Source organism: Streptococcus varani (assembly GCF_001375655.1).
GTDB lineage: Bacteria > Bacillota > Bacilli > Lactobacillales > Streptococcaceae > Streptococcus > Streptococcus varani.
This window is the reverse complement of sequence record NZ_CTEN01000002.1, coordinates 337,577-357,275: the sequence shown is the minus strand read 5'-3', so window position 1 is coordinate 357,275 and position 19,699 is coordinate 337,577. Positions and strand designations below refer to the sequence as shown.

The 19,699-nt window shown below is 40.5% G+C and carries 15 protein-coding genes; 13 read left to right on the top strand and 2 right to left on the bottom strand.

The features are described 5' to 3' along the window. The first annotated feature begins 49 nt into the window (after nucleotides 1-49). The 8 genes from BN1356_RS05310 to BN1356_RS13080 all read left to right on the top strand — a co-directional run bounded on the left by BN1356_RS05310 (nucleotide 50) and on the right by BN1356_RS13080 (nucleotide 13,645). Entirely contained in the window at nucleotides 50-9,439 is a 9,390-nt protein-coding gene (locus BN1356_RS05310) for a DNRLRE domain-containing protein (protein ID WP_093650518.1), read from the top strand. Then, on the top strand, nucleotides 9,436-10,233 hold the full coding sequence (locus BN1356_RS05305; RefSeq protein WP_176694232.1) for a hypothetical protein: 798 nt from the start codon (nucleotides 9,436-9,438) through the stop codon (nucleotides 10,231-10,233). The genes BN1356_RS05310 and BN1356_RS05305 overlap by 4 nt, the downstream gene beginning before the upstream one ends. A gap of 279 nt (nucleotides 10,234-10,512) precedes the next feature. Beyond that, entirely contained in the window at nucleotides 10,513-11,316 is an 804-nt protein-coding gene (locus tag BN1356_RS05295; RefSeq protein WP_093650358.1) for a hypothetical protein, read from the top strand. A 72-nt stretch (nucleotides 11,317-11,388) separates the two neighbouring features. Continuing rightward, on the top strand, nucleotides 11,389-12,174 hold the full coding sequence (locus BN1356_RS12610) for a hypothetical protein (RefSeq protein WP_093650357.1): 786 nt from the start codon (nucleotides 11,389-11,391) through the stop codon (nucleotides 12,172-12,174). Nucleotides 12,175-12,238: 64 nt separating this feature from the next. Then, on the top strand, nucleotides 12,239-12,439 hold the full coding sequence (locus BN1356_RS05285; RefSeq protein ID WP_093650356.1) for a hypothetical protein: 201 nt from the start codon (nucleotides 12,239-12,241) through the stop codon (nucleotides 12,437-12,439). Between the two features lie 407 nt (nucleotides 12,440-12,846). Continuing rightward, nucleotides 12,847-13,293, top strand: a complete 447-nt coding sequence (locus BN1356_RS05280) for a hypothetical protein (protein WP_093650355.1) — start codon at nucleotides 12,847-12,849, stop codon at nucleotides 13,291-13,293. 134 nt (nucleotides 13,294-13,427) lie between these two features. After that, nucleotides 13,428-13,562: a hypothetical protein gene (locus BN1356_RS12975; protein WP_281175827.1), complete on the top strand. Its 135-nt coding sequence runs from the start codon at nucleotides 13,428-13,430 to the stop codon at nucleotides 13,560-13,562. Further along, nucleotides 13,514-13,645 (top strand): YxiG family protein, encoded by a 132-nt coding sequence (locus BN1356_RS13080; RefSeq protein ID WP_425423514.1) that lies wholly within the window; start codon nucleotides 13,514-13,516, stop codon nucleotides 13,643-13,645. The genes BN1356_RS12975 and BN1356_RS13080 overlap by 49 nt, the downstream gene beginning before the upstream one ends. 50 nt (nucleotides 13,646-13,695) lie before the next feature. On the opposite strand, the gene BN1356_RS05275 is transcribed toward BN1356_RS13080, so the two are convergent. Then, a complete protein-coding gene (locus tag BN1356_RS05275; RefSeq protein WP_093650354.1) occupies nucleotides 13,696-14,559 on the bottom strand; it encodes a YitT family protein in 864 nt (287 codons plus the stop codon). A 119-nt stretch (nucleotides 14,560-14,678) separates the two neighbouring features. Here BN1356_RS05275 and tmk point away from each other — a divergent pair, with 119 nt between their 5' ends. From tmk to rsmI, 4 genes are read left to right on the top strand one after another with little or no spacing between them, the layout of a single operon-like run. Next, nucleotides 14,679-15,311, top strand: coding sequence for a dTMP kinase (gene tmk, locus BN1356_RS05270; protein ID WP_093650353.1), 633 nt, complete (start codon nucleotides 14,679-14,681; stop codon nucleotides 15,309-15,311). A 6-nt stretch (nucleotides 15,312-15,317) separates the two neighbouring features. Further along, a complete protein-coding gene (locus tag BN1356_RS05265; protein ID WP_093650352.1) occupies nucleotides 15,318-16,208 on the top strand; it encodes a DNA polymerase III subunit delta' in 891 nt (296 codons plus the stop codon). 13 nt (nucleotides 16,209-16,221) lie between these two features. Then, nucleotides 16,222-16,539, top strand: a complete 318-nt coding sequence (gene yabA / locus BN1356_RS05260; protein ID WP_093650351.1) for a DNA replication initiation control protein YabA — start codon at nucleotides 16,222-16,224, stop codon at nucleotides 16,537-16,539. Nucleotide 16,540: 1 nt separating this feature from the next. After that, nucleotides 16,541-17,404, top strand: coding sequence for a 16S rRNA (cytidine(1402)-2'-O)-methyltransferase (gene rsmI / locus BN1356_RS05255; RefSeq protein WP_093650350.1), 864 nt, complete (start codon nucleotides 16,541-16,543; stop codon nucleotides 17,402-17,404). A 41-nt stretch (nucleotides 17,405-17,445) separates the two neighbouring features. Here rsmI and BN1356_RS05250 read toward each other — a convergent pair whose 3' ends face one another. Next, complete coding sequence (locus BN1356_RS05250; RefSeq protein WP_093650349.1) at nucleotides 17,446-18,075, bottom strand: copper homeostasis protein CutC; 630 nt, start codon at nucleotides 18,073-18,075, stop codon at nucleotides 17,446-17,448. 151 nt (nucleotides 18,076-18,226) lie between these two features. On the opposite strand from BN1356_RS05250, the gene BN1356_RS05245 reads away from it, so the two are divergent. Then, entirely contained in the window at nucleotides 18,227-19,567 is a 1,341-nt protein-coding gene (locus BN1356_RS05245; protein WP_093650348.1) for an MATE family efflux transporter, read from the top strand. Nucleotides 19,568-19,699: the final 132 nt, after the last annotated feature.

Genomic DNA, 19,699 nt, shown 5'->3' with positions numbered 1-19,699 from the left:
GTTTATTATTTTGTGATAAAAGAAAAAGAAAACATTTAGGATGAGAGATATGAAAAAGATAAGAAAAGTATTTTCTTGGATGATGTTGCTGACGATTGTTTTGACCAATAGTCCGCTCATGTATGCCGAGGAAATCCAAAAGGCTATTCAAACGACGCAAGATGAAATGCGTTACCAGAATGCCATTGATGAAGTGGAAGAAGCGGTTGTGGGGAACCAAAACCAAAATAATCCTGAACAAAGAGATCAGACCAAAGTTTCAGATGCAAAGGATAAGGATGGAGGAGATGCCATCCAACAACCAAAACTTCCAGAGAGCGGTGTCAGTGCAGAAGAGGCAGCCCTCCGTGAGAAGTACGGGGAACCAGTCGCTCAAAGTGGACAAGAACAGCTCTACAAGGTCGATGAAACACGTTTTGTAACCTATATCGGTAGCGATGTCAAAACCTATAAGAATCAAGATGGGCAAGAGATTCCTGTTGATTTGGATCTCTATTCTTACCATGCCAATGGAGAACATTACTACCTTCCGAAAGAATCACCGGTTGGGGTTGTTTTGCCAAGTCAAGTAGACAAAGAAAGACCGATTGATGTTTTTAATCAAGATGATAAGATTTCTCTCTATCCCATTGATAAAACGTATGAGAATGCAACTGTCCAAGATAATGCTATCCTTTACAACAACGTAGAAGGTGCAACGGACGTTCAATATACCGTTCAAGCAAACGGGGTAAAAGAAGAAATTGTTCTTGCGAATTGGGAGGGGAAAAACCGCTTTACCTACGGTTTGGATGCAGCTTCCTATGATGTAACCCTTGAAAATAATCAAGTCTTGGTTAAGAAAAAAGGGAAAGATGCGGTTCTCTTTGTCCTGACAGCCCCAGTTATGGTGGATGCTGCAGGAGCTGAAAGCCAAGACATTACATTAGAACTAAATAAGGTTGGCAAAAAATATGAGCTAACAGTTGTGGCCAGTGAAGATTGGCTGAAAGATGCTAATCGTGCTTATCCTGTTCGGATTGATCCAACGGTTACGGTACCAAGAGAAAATCTCTTGGATGTCGTCACTAGTTCTGTCCGCGGTACTTTCCTTGGAAGTGCCTATGGTTTTGTAGGCTATGTTACTGCGGAGAATATGGGGATGCCAGGAGTTGCTGATATTGGTCGTAGTCGGATGTACTTTAAAGTCAATTATGACTTTAAGAAGAACATTCCATCAGAGGCTAAGATTGATAGTGCTAGTCTAAATCTTTACCAATATTCAGATGGTAAGGGGACAGCCAATGCAACTTTTGCGGCTTACCGTGTCAAACAAGATTTTAATATTCAAACCATCACTTGGTTGTCTTCACTCAGTTTAGAAGATGAAATTTCTGGTGAAAGTGCCCTTAGTCCTGCAAAACTAGGTATGCATCATTTTGATATTCGAGAGACAGTGAATGGTTGGGTTCAAGGACTCTATCCAAACTACGGATTGGTCGTGAAAGCTACTAATGAAGGTGATTATGGTGGTGGTTTCTATACAACGGAAGCCAATGTTGCAAATAATGCCCAAGGTGGGTTTACACCAGACAAGGCACCAAGTATTACCATCCAGTGGTCGGTGCCAGATCCAGTAGATGTTAACTATGCCATTGGTAATACCACAATCAACCTCCGTAATATGGTCAAAACTGAGAAATCTGGTAAACTCCAATTTCAAGGTGTTTTTGCAGATGGCTTGACCACCCCTGGAGCAACCGTCACTTATAACCTTAGTGATGCTGGGAAAAAGTATACAGGTCAGGTGCCAGGAAGTTTTTCTTATAAATATCCCGACACATCCAATTTTATATCGGCTTTTGAAAAAGGGACGACTCAGTACAAAGATAAATTATCCAACTGGCAGACCATTGTTCCTTTTACAGAACCAGAATTTAATAAAGTCTATACCATTGATGCGGAGAGCCAAAAAGATGGGCAAACCAGCGGTAAAAAGTCCAGCGATACCTTCGTCATTTATAAGGTCACACAGTACGATACCTTGCCGAAAATTGCGGCTTATTACGGTGTTCCTCTCAAACAAATTGCCTATGATAACCGTATCCAAGACATGCTCTTGGTCAAGAACAATACCCTCTTTATCCGAAATCCAAAGAAAAATGCGACAAAACCATACAACCCACCTAAGTTAAATGATGCGGTGAAGTCGGATGTTGATATGTTACTGATGGGTCGTGGCCTCCATTGTGAGTTTGGATTTGAGCCTATTAACTTAAATACAGGAAATTTCTACCTTGATCGTAGAGATGTTTCCATTCCTGAACTAGGTGGTGATTTCGAAATTGTCCGTTCTTACAATTCAAAAGCTGCTGGGATGAATAGTCTCTTTGGTCGTGGATGGTCCTTTGCCTTTCATGAACAAGTGACCCGTGACGAAGAAGGAAACCTTTACTATACTCGTAGCGATGGCTCTATCCTAACCTTCAAAAAAGATGGTGACAAGTACTTGGCTCCAGAAGGTTATGACTTAAACCTGACTATTAAAGAGGTCGAAAACAAAAAAGCTGACTTTGGCGATGGAGAAGAAGAGTATGCGGTTAAAGAGTACCATATTACAGACACAGACCAGCAGGAAAAAGTCTTTAACTTCCATGGTCTTCTAACGAGTCAGACAGATGAAAAAGGCAATAAAACTAGCCTGACTTACAATGAAGATGCCATCCTAACTCAAATCACCTCTCCAAGTGGTCTCACTTTTAATGTGACCATGAATGAAGAGGGCTATATCGGGGCTGTCGGCTTGCCAAATGGCTCTACCGTAGCTTATGAATACGATGAGAATGGCAACCTGATCACCTATACTGATGCTGCTGGAGTGCCAACTCGTTATGAATACGATGATGCAGGGTTGATGACGGCTTGGTATGATGGAAACGGGACAAAAGTCATTGATAATGTCTATGATGACCAAGGTCGCGTGACCAAACAAACCGATGGTTCAGGTGCGGTATCAACGCTTGCCTATTCTGATGGTCAAACAATCACGACAGATGCCAATGGTAATAGTACCACTTACACTTATGATAAACTCTACCGAACAACCGCTATCGCTTATCCAGATGGGAGTAGTGTGTCCAAAACCTATGACGATGCCAATCGTTTAGCGAGTGAAACCAACGAACTGGGGCAAACGACTAGCTACACTTACGATGAGAATGGCAATGTTCTGAGTGAAACGCGCTTTGATGGGGTGGCTAAGTCCTATACCTACGATGATAAAAACCATCTCTTATCTGAAACAGACTTTGATGGCAATACCACTAGCCATAGCTATGACAAAGAGGGCAACCTGCTTTCTACTGGTCTATCTGATGGTTCGAGCATCACTTATACAGTGGATAAAGAAGGACGCATCTTATCAACCACCGATGCTCTTGGTAACACCACTAGCTTTGCTTACTCTGGAGCTAACCTCGTTAAGATCACCAATGCACTGGGTGGCGTATCCACCTTAACCTATAATGCGCATAACCAGTTGGTTTCTGTGACCAACCCTCGTGGTGGCGTGACCAGCTATACCTATGATGCGGAAGGTCGCAAGACTAGCGAAACCGATCCAGATGGTGTTTCCACTAGCTATAACTTTGATGGTGCTGGACAAGTCACAGGGGTGACCGAAGGAAACGGCAATACTTCTACCTTCAGCTATGATGGTTTTGGTCGTAAGATTGCAGCTTCAAATGGGGAAGGTGGCCAGTACAGCTACACCTATGATGGCGTCGGAAATCAACTGTCTCTGACAGATGCCGAAGGTCATACGACAACTTATACCTATGATAGTCGTGGAAGGCTCTTAACAGAAACTGATGCGGCTGGCAAAACCGTTACCTTTGAACGGGATGCTTTGGGCCGTGTTCTCCATCGGACAAACGAAGGTGGACGGACTAACAGTCTGACCTACGATGAGCGCTTCTCTCAAATCGCTACCATCACAGATGCTCTCGGTCAAGTTACCCAAAATAGCTATGACCCATCTGGTAATCTGACCAAGGTTGCTTATCCAATCGGAACCGTATCAGAGTCTAGCTATGACAAGTTGGGTCGTCTTCTTTCCTATACCGATGAAGCAGGTCAAACAGTCAGCTACACTTACGACGCTTTGGGGCAAAAGTTGACCGAAACAGTCGGAGACCGCACCACTAGCTATGCCTATGATGCGGCTGGTAATGTCACAAACATTACCTATCCAGACCAAAGCAGCGTTTCCTATAGCTATGATGCTATGGGCAATGTCTTGACCTTCACGGATGCCAAAGGAAAAGAAACCAGCTATGACTACACCAGTGGTGGTCGCCTCTTGTCCACAAAAGATCCTCTTGGAAACACCACAAGCATGACGTACGACAAGAACGGGAACCACTCTTCTGTCACCGATGCAGCGGGTTATACAGCCTCAACTCTCTACAACGGTCAAAACCAAGTCAGTCAAGTCACCGATGGTTTGGGCAATAGTACACACTTTGCTTACAATCAAATGGAGCTCTTGACTGAGGTAACCGATGCCTTGGGTGGGAAAACCAAATATCGCTACAACGAACTGGGCTACCCCATCGCTGTAGAAGATGCCAATGGCAATACCACTCAAATCAGCTACAGTGCCACAGCCCAAGTCACTCAAGTGGTCAATCCTGATGGCACGACCATTACCAATGAATACGATGCTCTAGACCGTCTCATCAAGCAGACCCAATCAAGCGGTTTGGTAACGGAGTACAGTTATGATGCGGCCAATCGGATCCTGACAGCGAAAGACAATCAAGACCTAGATGAAAGCTATAGCTATGACAAGGCAGGTAATCGCCTGACTTCTACCAATAGCCTAGGTCAAGTAACGTCTTATAGCTATGACAGTTTCAATCAACTGACCAAAACGACTTTCCCAGATGGAAGTAGTGAAAGCTACACCTATGATAAAGTCGGGAATCTGGCAACCAAAACAGATGTAGAAGGTCATACTACGACCTATCACTATGACAAGAATGGCAATCTGACCAAGACAGTGGACCACCTGGATCGTGAAAGTAGCTACAGCTATGACGCAGTCAACCGTGTGGTGACAGAAACCGATCCGGAAGGTAATGCCATTTCGTATGAATACGATGTCTTAGGAAACCTATCTAAGGTGACAGATGCTAATGGCAATAGTTCAACTTATGGCTATGATGCTAACCAGCATCTGGTCCTCTACAAGGATCCAAAGGGCAAAGAAACAGCCCTCAAGTATGACCCACTTGGTCGCTTGACAGAAACCCTTGCCCCAACAGGAGCTACACAAAGCTTTACTTATGATGCCCTAGGCAATACCCTCACACAGACCTCTGGTGAAGGGAACACCACAAGCTATAGCTATGATGCCATGAGTCGTGTCAGCACCATGACCAAACCAACAGGTGGTGTCACCAGCTACAGCTATGATGCGACAGGTAGTCTGGCTACTGAAACCGATCCAAGTGGTGATGTGACCAGCTATGCCAATGACCTTTATGGTCGTGCTCTAGAGCGGACGCTTCCAAATAAAGCTGTCTTTATCTATGGCTATGATAAACTGGGACGATTGGAAAAACATGGCGCTCCACAAGGACTCTCTAAAGTCTATACCTATGATGTGTCAGGTAACTTGACCAAAGAAACCGACCAATCAGATAGAAGCACCAGCTATACTTATGATGTGGCAGGTCGTCTCCTCAGTGAGAAAAATGCTCTTGATTTGGAAACCAAGTACGCTTACGACAAGGCTGGTAACCTTGCTTCTGTCACGACACCAAGCGGTGCAAAGACCCACTTGGAATACACCAAGTTAGACCAACTCAAGACCATTACTAGTCCAACAGGACGCCAGACCAACCTGGACTATGACCCAGTCGGACAGGTGACCAAGCGAACCATCAATGGTAAACGGGAAGAAACCTATGCCTATGATCCAAATGGTAACCTAGAAAAGATGGTCAATCCACTTGGTCAAAGCCAGACGAGGACCTATGATGCTCTGGATCGCTTAACGGCCGAGACAGACACAGCTGGTCAAACAACACTCTATAGCTATGACAAAGACGACCGCTTGACCAAGGTGACCACAGGATCAGGAGCGACCGCTTCCTACTCTTATGATGGCAATGGTAACCTGACTCAGGTGACCTCTGGTAGTCAGCGTCTCTCTACCTTCACCTATGACAATGAGGATCAGTTGTTAACTGCGACCAAAGGTTCAGGTGAAAAAGCGTCCACCGCTACCTATACTTATGATAGTGTTGGAAATATGACGTCTGTAACCAATGGCAATGGTCAGGTCACAAAATACCGGTATGACCAATTGTCCAACATCGTCGAACGCATGACAGCCCTTGGGGATACAGAAACCTACACCTATGACGTAAACAATCAGCTGTCTCAAATCAAAAAAGCCGATGGTAAGACCATCTCTTATGACTACAACAAGCTGGATCAGTTGCTGACGACTAAGTACTCAGAGAAATCAGAAGGTCAAGTCCTCTACACCTATGATGCGGATGGTCGCAGGGTCTCTATGAGTGACCTAACGGGTAAGACCAACTATGCTTACAATGAAGAAGGTCAAATCACAGGTGTCCGTCAGGGAGATGGTAGTCTCATCACCTACAGCTATGATGATTATGGCAATATTGAAAAACTGACCTACCCTGATGGGAATGAGGTCAAGTATAGCTATGACGAGCTGGATCGCTTGACCAAGGTTACGGACAAGGACGGCAAGGTCACTACCTACGCTTACAATGAAGCAGGCGATATGACCACTGTCAAACGTGGCGATGGTTCAAAGAGCGAGCTGACCTATGACGCCGGTCATCGTGTGACGGCTATCCACCACCTGGATAAGAAGAACAAGGAGATCTCAAGTTACGCCTACGAGTACGACGATGGTAATTTCATCACCAAGGAAACCATCAAGCAAGATGGTCAAACGCTAGTCCAAGCCTATCGTTATGACAGCCTAGGTCAACTGACCAATATGACGGTTTATACGGATGTTAAGGCTCAGAAAGAGTCCAGTAGTGACCAGATTGACGGAAGGAAATTAGCGGAATATCGGTATACCTTTGACCTAGCGGGAAATAAGTTAACCAGCACAGAAGTCGTAGATGGTAAAGAGACCAAATCAGACTTTACTTATGATGCCCATAACCGTCTGACCCAAGCCAATATTGGCGACAAAACCCTGTCTTACACCTACGATCAGAATGGCAACCGCATCCAGTCTACCGGTACAGATGAAACCTTAGACTACATCTACGATACGGAAAATCGTTTGCTTGCTGTCAAGGACAAGGAAGGCATGCTCTTTGCGGCTCTCTATGACGGAGATGATAACCGCGTCTTCACCGCAAGTCGGACAGAAGCGACCAACACCTATCAACTCTTCAAGCGTAAGGAGAAAAAACAATCACCGAAGACAAGTCCAAACGGTGAGGAAAACTCTGTCTTCTGGTATGGCTTCTCCCAAAATGTCCTCCAGTTCCTCTCGAGCTTTGGTTCCAGTCAAGGGTATGATTGGAGAGAGACCTTCGATACTATCTCTGTTGCCTACCATCAGAAGGTCGCCAAGGACAGAGCCACCAAGGAAGGTCTGGTAGTCAATCCGCCAAGTGAAGACAATCTCCCAGGCCAAGACCCCGTGACTTACGCTAGTGAGGTGCAGGATGTTCTCATTCCATACACGACAAAGGAAGACACTTACAACTACTACGAAGTCCGCAACTACATCAACGATGTCAACCAGGAGAATGCCCAAGTCCTTGAAACCTATGATGACCAGATGCAGGCTCGGGAGACCTATACTTATGGTCGTGGTCGAGAAAGCTACCACAACAACCAGACAGGGGAGACCTACAACTATCTGACCTCTGTAACGGGTAGTGTAACTGGTCTGACCAAGGATGGTTCTAGTGTCGCAAGCTCGAGCTACCAGCTCTATGGTTCAACCAAGGAAAGTACGGACCAGACAGGCAATCCATTTGCCTACAATGGGGAAGCCAGAGACATCACCGGGCTTGACTATCTGCGGGCACGGTATTATGATAACAAAGTAGGGACCTTCCTTACTGAAGACTCCTATCAAGGGGATGACCAAGATCCACTCAGTCAAAATCTCTATAGCTATGTCCAAAACAATCCGGTCAACTATACGGATCCGAGCGGGCATAGGCAGATGGGCTTAGTTGGTGGTGGAGGTCGTGCTACGATCAATACCAGCCAGCAACGCAGGTATAGTCAAACGATGATGGACCCTTCAATGTTTGGTCGTTACAATCCAAGTGATAGTAGCGGTTACTACACAGCAGCTAACTATGTTCGCCAGCAAATCCAAACAAATCCAAGCTACCGTGCACCAGCTAGCTATTACTCAGCGTTTGGACCAAATGGGGCCGTATATAGCCCGTCAACCAGTTATGGCTATGCTCAGCAATACCAAAGCCAAACCTTAGTCTTCAATCCCTTGACGGCACTTCAACAGGCTCAAGCCAATGGACAGTCTACCTACAATTGGGGAAGTTCCAAATCCAAAGAAGGGAAAAATATCCACCGAAACTGGACAAAAGCCTTAGAAGAAACGCAGAAACACGTCTGTGATCCAAAGACAATGAAAGGCAAGGATCCAGCCAAAAATACAATAAATAAATCACAGCTATTATCTATTGCTGGTATTGGCTCTGCAGCAATGTTATTATTGGGGATGACATCTGATCCTAAATCTGGTAATAAAAAATCTACTCCTCTATTCGGAATGGGAAGTTATACTATTGAACCACCAAGTATGGATATACCTTTTAATAATGGTTGGTACTCAACTTTTGTTAAAACTTCAAATTCTACAGAAAAACCTTCAGGTGGTATATTTAACCTTAATATTACCAATGGATGGCAACCATCTCTGAATCTGAACATAGCAGGTGGTTCAGGGACAATCGGTTTGTCAGGAGGAAATTTAGTAGTGAGTGGTTCATTAAATATCGGTTCTGTAAAAGGTGTTAAAGTAGCTAATACGGTTAATGCTTCTGTAGGATTTGATGGAATAGATTATAATAATATGACAACATATACTCAAAATGGTAACCTTCTTAGTATAGGCAATGGAGTTAATTTAAATGGTGATCTCCCAAATGGTATCATTGGTGGATATAACATAAGTCAAGTTGGTAGTAATAATAATGGGGTTACTAATTTGACAACAACTCAAGTGGGTTTTAGGACAGGGAATTTACTTCAAGTAGGTGCAATAGCAACAAGCCCAATTTGGGTACCAATTGTTGCAGGTGCTATTTCATCAATTGGAGGTATAGCAGCTGGAACAGGCGCTATTTCATCAATCGGAGGTGCAGTAGTGTCCATAGTTGTCATTATAAAAAATCTGCTTAATGATTGATTGAATTAGAAAGTACAAAAATGACAAGACTAGAAGAAAAAATCTCAAATTTATCCGCTTCTAACCTTTATTTCGCAAGAAATTTTTTAGGGATTATTAATATCGTACTATTTATTATTACACCAGTAGCGGTGTATCATTCGACGATGCCTTTTCAAATTAAAAATATACTTAGTTGGTTTGTTATCTCAATAATATTGTTGTATAATTGGTTTTCGAAAAAAATTGATAAAGTGTTGCTGAATATATTAGTTGAAAAAATTGACTTAGATAAGTATGAAGCCTATTGGAAAAAGCATGTAGACAGTAAATTAGGAATTAAAGCATTTGCTTTTCATGCACTAGGAGTTGTTTCGTTTTTTCGCGGAGATTTTGAAGAATCTTTAAAACATTTTGAACAGTCTCTTCGTGAGAAAAGACAGTCCAAGAAAGTTAGACGATTATTAGAGGATGATAGAGAAATATTTGTCGTTCAATCAACAATTTTTTTGGAGAGAGATGGTGGTAATGATCGGATTGATTTTCACGAAATGATGAGAACTATGTCCAATAAACCCTATTTGAAAGCAATGCTGGATATTATCTATTACAAACAACCTAGTCTCTACTTAAAAAATAATAAGGAAGAAAAGAAAACAAAAACTGGGAAACTGTTGTATCAATATTATAAGGCTGAAAATGCTGTTCTATTAGGCAATATGGAAGAAGCGAAAGCTATGTTCACAACTCTTTCTAAAGAAAATCCGCAACTCTTTATTGTTCAAGAAGCAAAGAGAAAGCTGGCTAAAATGTAGTAGTCAGGGCTATTATATTCTTCAACCAACGTTTGTTTGAATTTTTTGAGCAAGTGCCCATTATGAATCATTTCTTCAAGTGTCCGTAGAAGAAGTTGTCTTTAACATAAGGATAGGCCAAGCAGATGCTCGGACAATGGGTGGCAAACCTATTGGAGCGCTTGTCATAGTTGGAGGTGTTGTGTACGGCGTTGCAACTGTGGGAAAAGATCCTAAAACGACACTTACAATACTTAAATATGGAACTGCTTTATTGCTTATAAAATGAGGGACGATTAAATGAAGAATCTTATAAACTATTTAAAGAAATTATCCAATAAGCAGTTCTTTTGGTTAATGATTTTCGAGATGTATTTCGCAGTTATTTTAACATCTATAGTTGGTATTCTGGCAATAAGTTTTGATTACAAACCAATTTTGGGAAATATGTTGTATGTGTTAATGGTTTTGATTGCTTTTGTCTCGATATTTCTACTTAAAGCAACTGACTTCGCTATAATATCCCTTTTAAATGATGATCTAAATATTGAAAAATTCATAGCATTTGTAAATACTGGTTATAGAGTTGTCAAATCTAATCCATTTTTGAAGAATGCTAAGTCAAATTATTTATTTTTACTGGTAAAATCCTTAGCATTCCAAGGACAATTTGAAGCTTCATTGAAAAAATTAGATGAAATCCATCTTGAACATGTCTTTAAAAAGTTCAGACCAAACATGATTGTCGATATTCTTTGCTTGAAATTACTTTGTAAAGTTCACTTGAATACTGATGTAGATTTAGACTCATTTCGTTCAAGAATAACTGAATTTGCCGAGTGGGGTGAAAAAGATAACCTAATTCAAACTAATCTGGCGATTTACGATTTAATATATTTGAAGAAGCCAAATCCTTATTTTAAAACTGTGAAAAATGGAAATTCAAAATTAGAAAACTTAGTACGTCACTATTATTCTGGTATTAATAGCCTTCTAACGAATGATTTTGAGAGCTTGGAATATCATTTCACAGTCATATCGAAATATGATGAACGGCTCTTCATGGTGCGTGAAGCGAGAAGATGGTTAGTTGAAATGCAGTAGTAGTTAGATTGATGTTCAACTAAGTTTTGCTCGAACATCAATCGATTATTTAATATTTTTTGAAAGTAGTGTATGAAGAGTTATATTTATAAACATGAAAATAAACTGATACTCATAATAAATGCAACAATGTTCAATTTATTGCTAATTTGTTTGTACTTACTTGGGCTATTTCCAGCGGCTTCGGTGTTAATCCCCTATGCCGTTATTGTAGCTACTTTGTCATATATTAAGTATTATCTACCAATCAAGATAAGTTCCCGACTATATTCCTGTCAACTAGATGATTATGAAGATTATATTCAACACCTCAAAATAAAATTGAGGAAAAAAACCTCGCTGAAGAATTACTATCTATTTCGGATAGCTCAATACTCATATTACCTTGGTCATTATGAGTATTGTATTCAAATACTTAAACAGGTTAAGGTGGAAAGTCTTTCTTCTAAAAAGTATGGGAATATAGATAAACTAGACTATTACTTACTAGCATATAGGATTAGGATAGAACTGGGTGGTGAACGTCAAATTATGAATATTGCCTCCCAATTGTCTTCCCAGCCTCAAAGTAAGAAAAAAGATTTGTATCTAAAGAGAATTCACTGTTATGAAGACTTGATAATTGAGAATCAAGGAAATGATTATGTTCATTTTTTACCAGATGATAGTCTTTTGAGTACAATTGAAAAAAATTACTTTATTGCTAAAAATAGTATCTTGAATAATGATGTTATACTTGCGAAAAATTATTTTGATAATGTAGCCCAGTATGATGAACGGCTCTTCATGGTGCGTGAAGCGAGAAGGTGGTTAGCTGACAATGAAAATGCAGCTGATAGAAAGCTACATAGCTATTAAACATCTCGGAAATTGACAATCATCAGCAGAACACATTTTGGAATAAATAAGAAAGAGGCATACTATGGATATTCAAAAAACATTAGCAAAGTTACATGAAGTCTACACGATGGAACCCTTGGTTTTAGATTTTCGAGCAAGGTATCTAGGTGATGAGGCTAGTTTGTTTATAGAAACAACAAAAGGATTTGAGGAAGATACAGAATGTTGGGAAATCAAGTTCTTGCAATGTTATCAGGGAAAAACTTCATTTCAATCTTGCTGATACTCAGATTGAAAAGTGGACATTTTATGATTCTAGGAAATTAGTCATAATTATTCTTTCAGATTGCAGTGCAAATATTTCAGTGTGTTCTGATGGTATTATAATTGAAGCACCATTCTGGTTGTCTTTCACTTTTGTTAGCAAAAGCGACTTCAATATTAAGGTCACAAATGAATCGGATGGTCCTATCACATTCAATTTTGATTTAGTTTATGAGTAAACAAAACAGTGTTTACAGTAGCTAATGGATTAAATTTCTACTAAATATTTCTAAGTAAAGTGAAACCTGTAATTGACGAGAAAACATATAAGAAAAATTTTCTAGGTAATTTCTTTCTGATGTACTAAAATAAAAAATAAAGACCGTTAAAGATACAGTATTTATTTAAAGACCAAAGGAGGTAAGAATGACTACATTAAGGGAAATTTTTCATCAAGCACCCAAGTTATTTTTTAGTCAAGAAGGATTAGTTAATATAAATATACTAATTAATCTTATCTCAAATTCTTCAGAATTAATTTTAGTACCAGGATTATTGTTACCATTTTATGTTGGAGAAGAGAGAAAACGTTATGAGCTATACCAGTATGAATTGATAATAAATGGATTCGAAGAAAAAGAGTTTGAAGAATTTATTTTAAAGAGAACCTCAAAATCTACAATTGAGGAAATTGATAAAAAAATTATTAAAATTTTGAGTTATTGTTTTATAAAAATTCAGATGATGGAAGATGATAAAACTAATTTTTTCAGATATATAGATTTTTTAAAGAATGAAGCTGATTTAAGAAAAGAGATGGTTGAGATATTTGGAGAGTTTTCACCAACGAATATCTATTTTGACTTTTACTAATTGTTATAGAACCTATATTTCGGAGATGAATGCCTATGTTAAGAAGATTGTGGTACCGGTAAGAATACGAAATATGCAAAACAGATTATAAAATAATCTCCCAATTTTAAAGTAATTCCATAGGAGGACATACAATGTTGCTAATAAAAGATATCATTTGGATAAGCGAAAAAATTGGAGAAGCTGATGTCGTAGTGACAGATGGAAATTATGAAATAAGATGTTTTCCGTTTTATACCCATCCAACGCTCAAAACAATTCCAAAGTAAACATGTTTATGGAAATATGGAATCAAGTATTATTTTTAGAGACAAATAATATAGAAGTGGATGGAATTGAGTTTAAATTGTAAAAAAAATGATGCTAGTCGCTTAGAAGTTTCTAATCTAGCATCATTTTTTATTATCTTTTTTCCAATGGGTTTTTATCTTTGTCTAAAGTAAAGCCTTCACCTAGCACTTCGTGGGCATCTGTAATGGTGATAAAGGCATGCGGATCGATGCGGTGAATCAGTTCTTTTGTTTCCTGAAGCTGGCTCTTATAGATCACGGAATAAATCATATCCATATCTGTTCGACTATAAAAGCCCTGAGCTTTGATGAGAGTGACACCGCGCTCGATTTGACTATCAATGGCAGCAGCGATTTCTTGTGACTTTTGACTAATTATCATGACCCCTTTACTACCATAGCCACCGTCACTGATAATATCAATTACACGAGAAGCGATGGTGACCTGAAGCATGGTATAGAGCACCACTCGTAAGTCTCGGGAAACGATAATGGTTAAAATCAAAACTAAGATGTCAATAGCTAGGATGATCTGACCGATGGTATAATGGCTGTATTTGTGGCCAATACGGGCTAAAATATCGCTGCCCCCAGTCGTTCCGCCGGCTTTGAAGATGATGCCTAAACCTATCCCCGATAGGACACCAGCAAGCATAGAGACGATGATGAGATCGTGGTCCAGATCCACTACAAATGGTAGCTTTTCAAAAATAGCCAACCAAATGGTAACAGAAAAAGTACCGAGGAGGCTGAGATGAAGGACATTCCTACCAAGAATTTTCCAACCTAGGATAAAAAGGGGAATGTTAATGAGAATATTGGTTACCCAAGGCTGTATATGAAAGAGATAGTACAGAATCAGGGAAATTCCTGTTGCTCCACCTTCATAAAGACCATTTGGCATGACCAAATAGTTGAGTCCAAAAGAAAATAAGCCTGCACCGATGATGATGAGGATAATGTTTTTGATGCGCATAGAAAACTCTCCTAAACAAGATGTCAACTCATTTTATCACAGTCTTCATTGAAAATAAAGAGTGCTTTTTTGTCTCTTTTTTGGTAGAATGAAGAGAAGTAGGAGAAATGAGGAACGATATGAATAAGGGTATTTTTATTAGTTTGGAAGGTCCAGATGGAGCTGGGAAAACATCTGTCTTGCAGGCTTTGTTGCCTAAATTAGCGGCATTTGATATGGAGCTTGTAACAACTCGTGAACCAGGTGGAGTTGCCATTGCAGAAGATATTCGTTCGGTTATTTTAAATCCTGAAAATACAGCCATGGATGATAAAACGGAGTTGCTTCTCTACATTGCAGCCCGTCGCCAGCATTTGAAAGAGCGGATTTTACCGGCTCTGGATGGTGGAAAGTTGCTATTGGTCGATCGTTTTATCGACTCCTCGGTGGCCTATCAGGGCTTTGGTCGTGGTCTGGATGTAAAGGATATCAACTGGCTCAATGACTATGCCACTGACGGTTTGGTGCCAGATTTGACTCTTTATTTTGATATCAATGTGGAAGAGGGCTTGGCTCGTATCGCTAAAAATCGTCATCATGATGTGGATCGTTTGGATATGGAAACGGTGGATATGCATGAGCGGGTGCGTCAAGGGTATCTGTCCATTTTGGAGCAAGATCCGGAACGCATGGTTAAAGTAGATGCCAGCCATCCCTTGGAGCAAGTGATTGAAGAGGCTTTTTCAATCATCTCAAAGCGATTTTTTAAGTAAGAGAAAATGAATCTAGAACAATTAAAACAATACCAACCCAGAGTTCTGGCTGGCTTTGAGCAGGTTTTACATCAAGGTAAATTAGCTCATGCTTATCTTTTTTCGGGTCAATTTGCCAGTTTTGACACGGCTATTTTCCTCAGTCAGGCTTCTTTTTGTCAAGAAGGGAAAAATAGTTTACCTTGTGGGAATTGTCGAACCTGTCGTCTGATTGAACAGGAAGAGTTTTCAGATGTGACGATCATCCGTCCTCGTGGAAACGTGATAAAGACAGAGCGAGTCCGTGAACTTGTCAAAGATTTTTCCCAATCAGGTTTTGAATCGTCAAAGCAGATTTTTATTATCTGTGATGCCGAAAAGATGCACCCAAATGCGGCTAATTCTCTCCTCAAAGTAATTGAGGAACCTCAATCGGATGTGACTATTTTTCTCTTGACCAATCACGAGGAAGCGGTGCTTTCGACCATAAAAAGTCGCACTCAGCTGGTCCATTTTCCCAAGAATCGCCAGGTGCTGATCCGTCAGTTGGAAGAAGAAGGTTTGCTAAAGTCTCAGGCTCGTATCTTGGCAGAGTTAGTTGCTAGTAGCGAGGAAGCAATGGAACTGATGAAGCTAAAGGCTTTTCAAGATTTGCTGCATCTGATTCCCAAGTTTGTGACGACTTTATTGGCTACACCTGATCGTGCTTTTCTGATGGTGCCTCAGTTGGTCCATTTGGCAAGTGAAAAAATAGAGCAAGAGAGAATCTTGGACTTGTTGACTTTATTTTTATCTGAGAAAAAAGAGAATCCTCAGGCTTTGATGCGACTGGAAGAACTCTTACAAGTGAGAAGAATGTGGCAAAGTAATGTCAGTTTGCAGAATGCCCTAGAGTATATGATTTTAAAAGAGAAGTGAGATAAGAGAATAGATGGATAAGAGAGAAATTTTTGATGCCCTAGATGGCTTCTCACAGAACCTCTTGATGACCCTAGCAGAAGTAGAAGCTATTAAGAAGCATTTGCAAGGAGTTATCGATGAGAATACCGCTTTGCGATTGGAAAATTCCAAGCTACGGGACCGCCTGTCCAAGGAAGAAAAAGAAGATGCAAAAAGCTCCAACTATGGTAAGGAAAATTTGGAAAATATCTATGAGGATGGTTTCCATATCTGTACTTTTTCCTATGGTCAACGCCGTGACAATGATGAGCCCTGCATGTTCTGTTTAGAATTACTGAATCGAGATTAAGATGCAAGTACAAAAATCATTTAAGGGAGTGACGGCAAGAGGAAGTCTTTATCTGGTCGCAACTCCTATTGGTAACCTGCAAGATATGACCTTTCGAGCGGTAGCTATTTTGAAATCTGTCGATTTTATCTGTGCAGAGGATACGCGAAACACAGGACTCTTGCTCAAACATTTTGACATTGAGACCAAGCAGATTTCTTTCCATGAGCACAATGCCTACGATAGAATTCCAAATCTCATTGACATGCTTTTAGCTGGCCAATCCTTGGCTCAGGTTTCAGATGCGGGGCTTCCATCCATTTCGGATCCTGGTCATGATTTGGTCAGAGCAGCCATCCAAGCGGATATTCCAGTGGTGGCAACGCCAGGGGCATCGGCTGGTATTACGGCCCTGATTGCTTCTGGTATCGCTCCCCAGCCTCATATCTTCTATGGTTTTTTACCACGCAAGGCTGGACAACAGAAGGAATTTTTTGACAGTAAGAAAGCTTATCCAGAAAGCCAGATTTTCTACGAATCTCCTTATCGGGTGGCGGATACATTGGAAAACATGTTGGCTGTTTATGGTGATCGTCAAGTAGTAGTAGTTCGTGAACTAACTAAGCTCTATGAAGAATACCAACGAGGACTGATTTCAGAAGTTTTGGACTATATAACAGACAATCCTCTCAAAGGCGAGTGTCTCATTATCGTTTCTGGTTTTGATGGACAAGTTAGGGATGAGGATTTGGAAAACTTGGACCCGCTTGAACAGGTTGAGCAACTGATTAAGGACGGAAACAAACCCAACCAAGCCATCAAAAAAGTGGCCAAGGATTTGGGTCTTAACCGCCAAGAACTCTATAACGCTTATCATGAAGTGTAACCAAAAAGATGATGCTCAAGCGACCATCATCTTTTTTGGTTTTATATCTTTGTCCCATGGACAATATTGGTACCCGTCAGACTAGCTAGTTTATGGCAGTTGTCAGCTGTCACACCGCCACCCATCATAATTTCAATGCGATGGTCGGCATAATCAACCAATTCCTTGATATGAGTGACATTCTCAAAGATATCATGACGTTGAGCGGAGCCGTGTAAGAGAATCCGGACAAATCCGTAGTCAATCAGCTTATCCATGGCAGTTTTTTGCTGCTCCATTGGAATCAAGTCAAAGGCCATGTGAAAAACCAAAGGCAGGCCTTGTGTCGCTGGAAGAAGTTGTTCAATTCCTTCTGTATCCAGTTCATTCTCTTCTGTCAGTAAGCCAAGGACTAGGCTATCCGATTCCAATTCAACCGCTTTTAAGATATCTTCTTCCATTACCCGCAATTCAATGTCATTGTAAACAAAATTGCCACCGCGCGGTCGAATCATGGTGGCCAAACTAATGCCTTTTTCATGCAGATAATGAGCGGCTTCTTTGAGAACACCATAAGATGGTGTAGTACCGCCTTGGGCCAAATTATCACAGAGTTCGACACGCCTTATTTCTGCGGCAGTCAGGTTTGGAAGATCGGTTAGATTTTCGGCACAAAATTCTTTTATTAACATCCGTTCACCTCGTTTTGTTTTAATCTATTATATCACGGAAAATCATTCTGACAATAAAATAGGCAATATCTGTCGTTTTTGTGTCAAAGAGTTGATAAAGCATGTCAAAACCGATACAATGGTCATGATAGTTAGACAGAGAGTTGAGATTATGCAAGATTTAACCCAAGGAAAACCCATAAAAGTCATATTACAATTTACACTTCCACTATTGATCGGAAGTTTTTTTCAGCTGGCCTATAACTTTGCTGATGCCATGATTGTAGGGCAGACTTTGGGTCAACTCGCCTTTGCTAGTGTTGGCGCGACAGGTTCCATCGTTTTCTTAATATTGGGATTTGCTCAAGGCTTGACAACGGGACTATCCATCATTATCTCTCAACGCTTTGGAGCAGGAGATAGTGAGGGGATAGAACGTAGTTTTGTTCACGGTCTTTTTTATTCGATTTTAGTGAGTTTTGTCCTGAGTTTTTTATCACTAGTCGGTCTACGTCCCTTACTTGAAATCATGCAGATGCCGCAAGAGTTGATCGATGGTTCCCAGGGTTTTCTAACAGCGATTTTTGGTGGTATGGTTTTTACAGTGCTCTATAATTATTTTTCCAGTGCCATCCGGGCATTGGGCGATTCCAAGACACCTCTTTATGCTCTGATTGTTGCCAGTATCATCAATGTCTTGCTTGATTTTTTCTTTATTCTAAATCTCAAAATGGGTGTTTTTGGAGCAGGACTTGCGACTATTTTGGCCCAAGCTTTTTCGGTTCTCTACCTTGTCATTTATAGTCAGAAAAAGATTTCTTACTTCAAGGTTCATAAGGGCATCTTTCAATTGAAGAAAGAAGAACTGCTGGTGCATGCTAAGATTGGTTTTCCTATGGCCTTTCAAGCTAGTATTATTGCCATTGGGGCCATTACCTTGCAGGTGGTCCTTAATCAGCTAGGAACCGATGCCATTGCAGCTCAATCTATTGCGAGTAAAACAGATCAACTAGCCATGCTTCCCATGGTCAATCTTGGTTTGGCCATTTCTACCTTTACGGCTCAGAATTATGGTGCAAAGAAATTTCATCGTCTTTTAGAAGGCTTGAAACAAACGCTATTGGTAACCGTTGTTTGGGCTATCTTCTTTGCAATCATTTTGATTGTCTTTAATACTCAATTTTCTGGTCTCTTTTTAGCCAATCCTTCCAAGAATGTCTTGGACTTAGCTTTTATTTATTACATCATCAATGGTCTTTGCTATTGGATTTTATCTATTCTTTTTGTGACGAGGTCCTTTATTCAAGGCTTAGGAAATGGTTTTGTTCCTACTTTGGCTGGTTTTGCTGAGTTAGTCATGCGAGCCGGTGTTGCCATTTTGGGGGCGCAATTCTTTGGCTATGCAGGAGTAGCAGCGGCAAGTCCTGCCGCTTGGATTGGGAGTGTTGCTATTTTAATTCCTTCTTTATTCGTTTTTATTCGAGGCATGAAGAAGGAAGGATTAATTCTATAAAATGACCGAATAAAAGCAGCTTGATCTTCAAGCTCTTTTTGCTTTAAAAGAGCTTTAGGCAAATAGTTGAAGATAGGAATAGATAGGAAACGATTCTTAGGAAATAAATATTCTTTCTTTGTATTTTTTTTC

Coding starts and splice junctions, on each gene's coding strand:
- BN1356_RS05310 (WP_093650518.1), top strand. CDS start 50: ATGAAAAAGATAAGAAAAGTATTTTCTTGGATGATGTTGCTGACGATT.
- BN1356_RS05295 (WP_093650358.1), top strand. CDS start 10,513: ATGAAGAATCTTATAAACTATTTAAAGAAATTATCCAATAAGCAGTTC.
- BN1356_RS12610 (WP_093650357.1), top strand. CDS start 11,389: ATGAAGAGTTATATTTATAAACATGAAAATAAACTGATACTCATAATA.
- BN1356_RS05285 (WP_093650356.1), top strand. CDS start 12,239: ATGGATATTCAAAAAACATTAGCAAAGTTACATGAAGTCTACACGATG.
- BN1356_RS05280 (WP_093650355.1), top strand. CDS start 12,847: ATGACTACATTAAGGGAAATTTTTCATCAAGCACCCAAGTTATTTTTT.
- BN1356_RS12975 (WP_281175827.1), top strand. CDS start 13,428: ATGTTGCTAATAAAAGATATCATTTGGATAAGCGAAAAAATTGGAGAA.
- BN1356_RS13080 (WP_425423514.1), top strand. CDS start 13,514: ATGTTTTCCGTTTTATACCCATCCAACGCTCAAAACAATTCCAAAGTA.
- BN1356_RS05275 (WP_093650354.1), bottom strand. CDS start 14,559: ATGCGCATCAAAAACATTATCCTCATCATCATCGGTGCAGGCTTATTT.
- tmk (WP_093650353.1), top strand. CDS start 14,679: ATGAATAAGGGTATTTTTATTAGTTTGGAAGGTCCAGATGGAGCTGGG.
- BN1356_RS05265 (WP_093650352.1), top strand. CDS start 15,318: ATGAATCTAGAACAATTAAAACAATACCAACCCAGAGTTCTGGCTGGC.
- yabA (WP_093650351.1), top strand. CDS start 16,222: ATGGATAAGAGAGAAATTTTTGATGCCCTAGATGGCTTCTCACAGAAC.
- rsmI (WP_093650350.1), top strand. CDS start 16,541: ATGCAAGTACAAAAATCATTTAAGGGAGTGACGGCAAGAGGAAGTCTT.
- BN1356_RS05250 (WP_093650349.1), bottom strand. CDS start 18,075: ATGTTAATAAAAGAATTTTGTGCCGAAAATCTAACCGATCTTCCAAAC.
- BN1356_RS05245 (WP_093650348.1), top strand. CDS start 18,227: ATGCAAGATTTAACCCAAGGAAAACCCATAAAAGTCATATTACAATTT.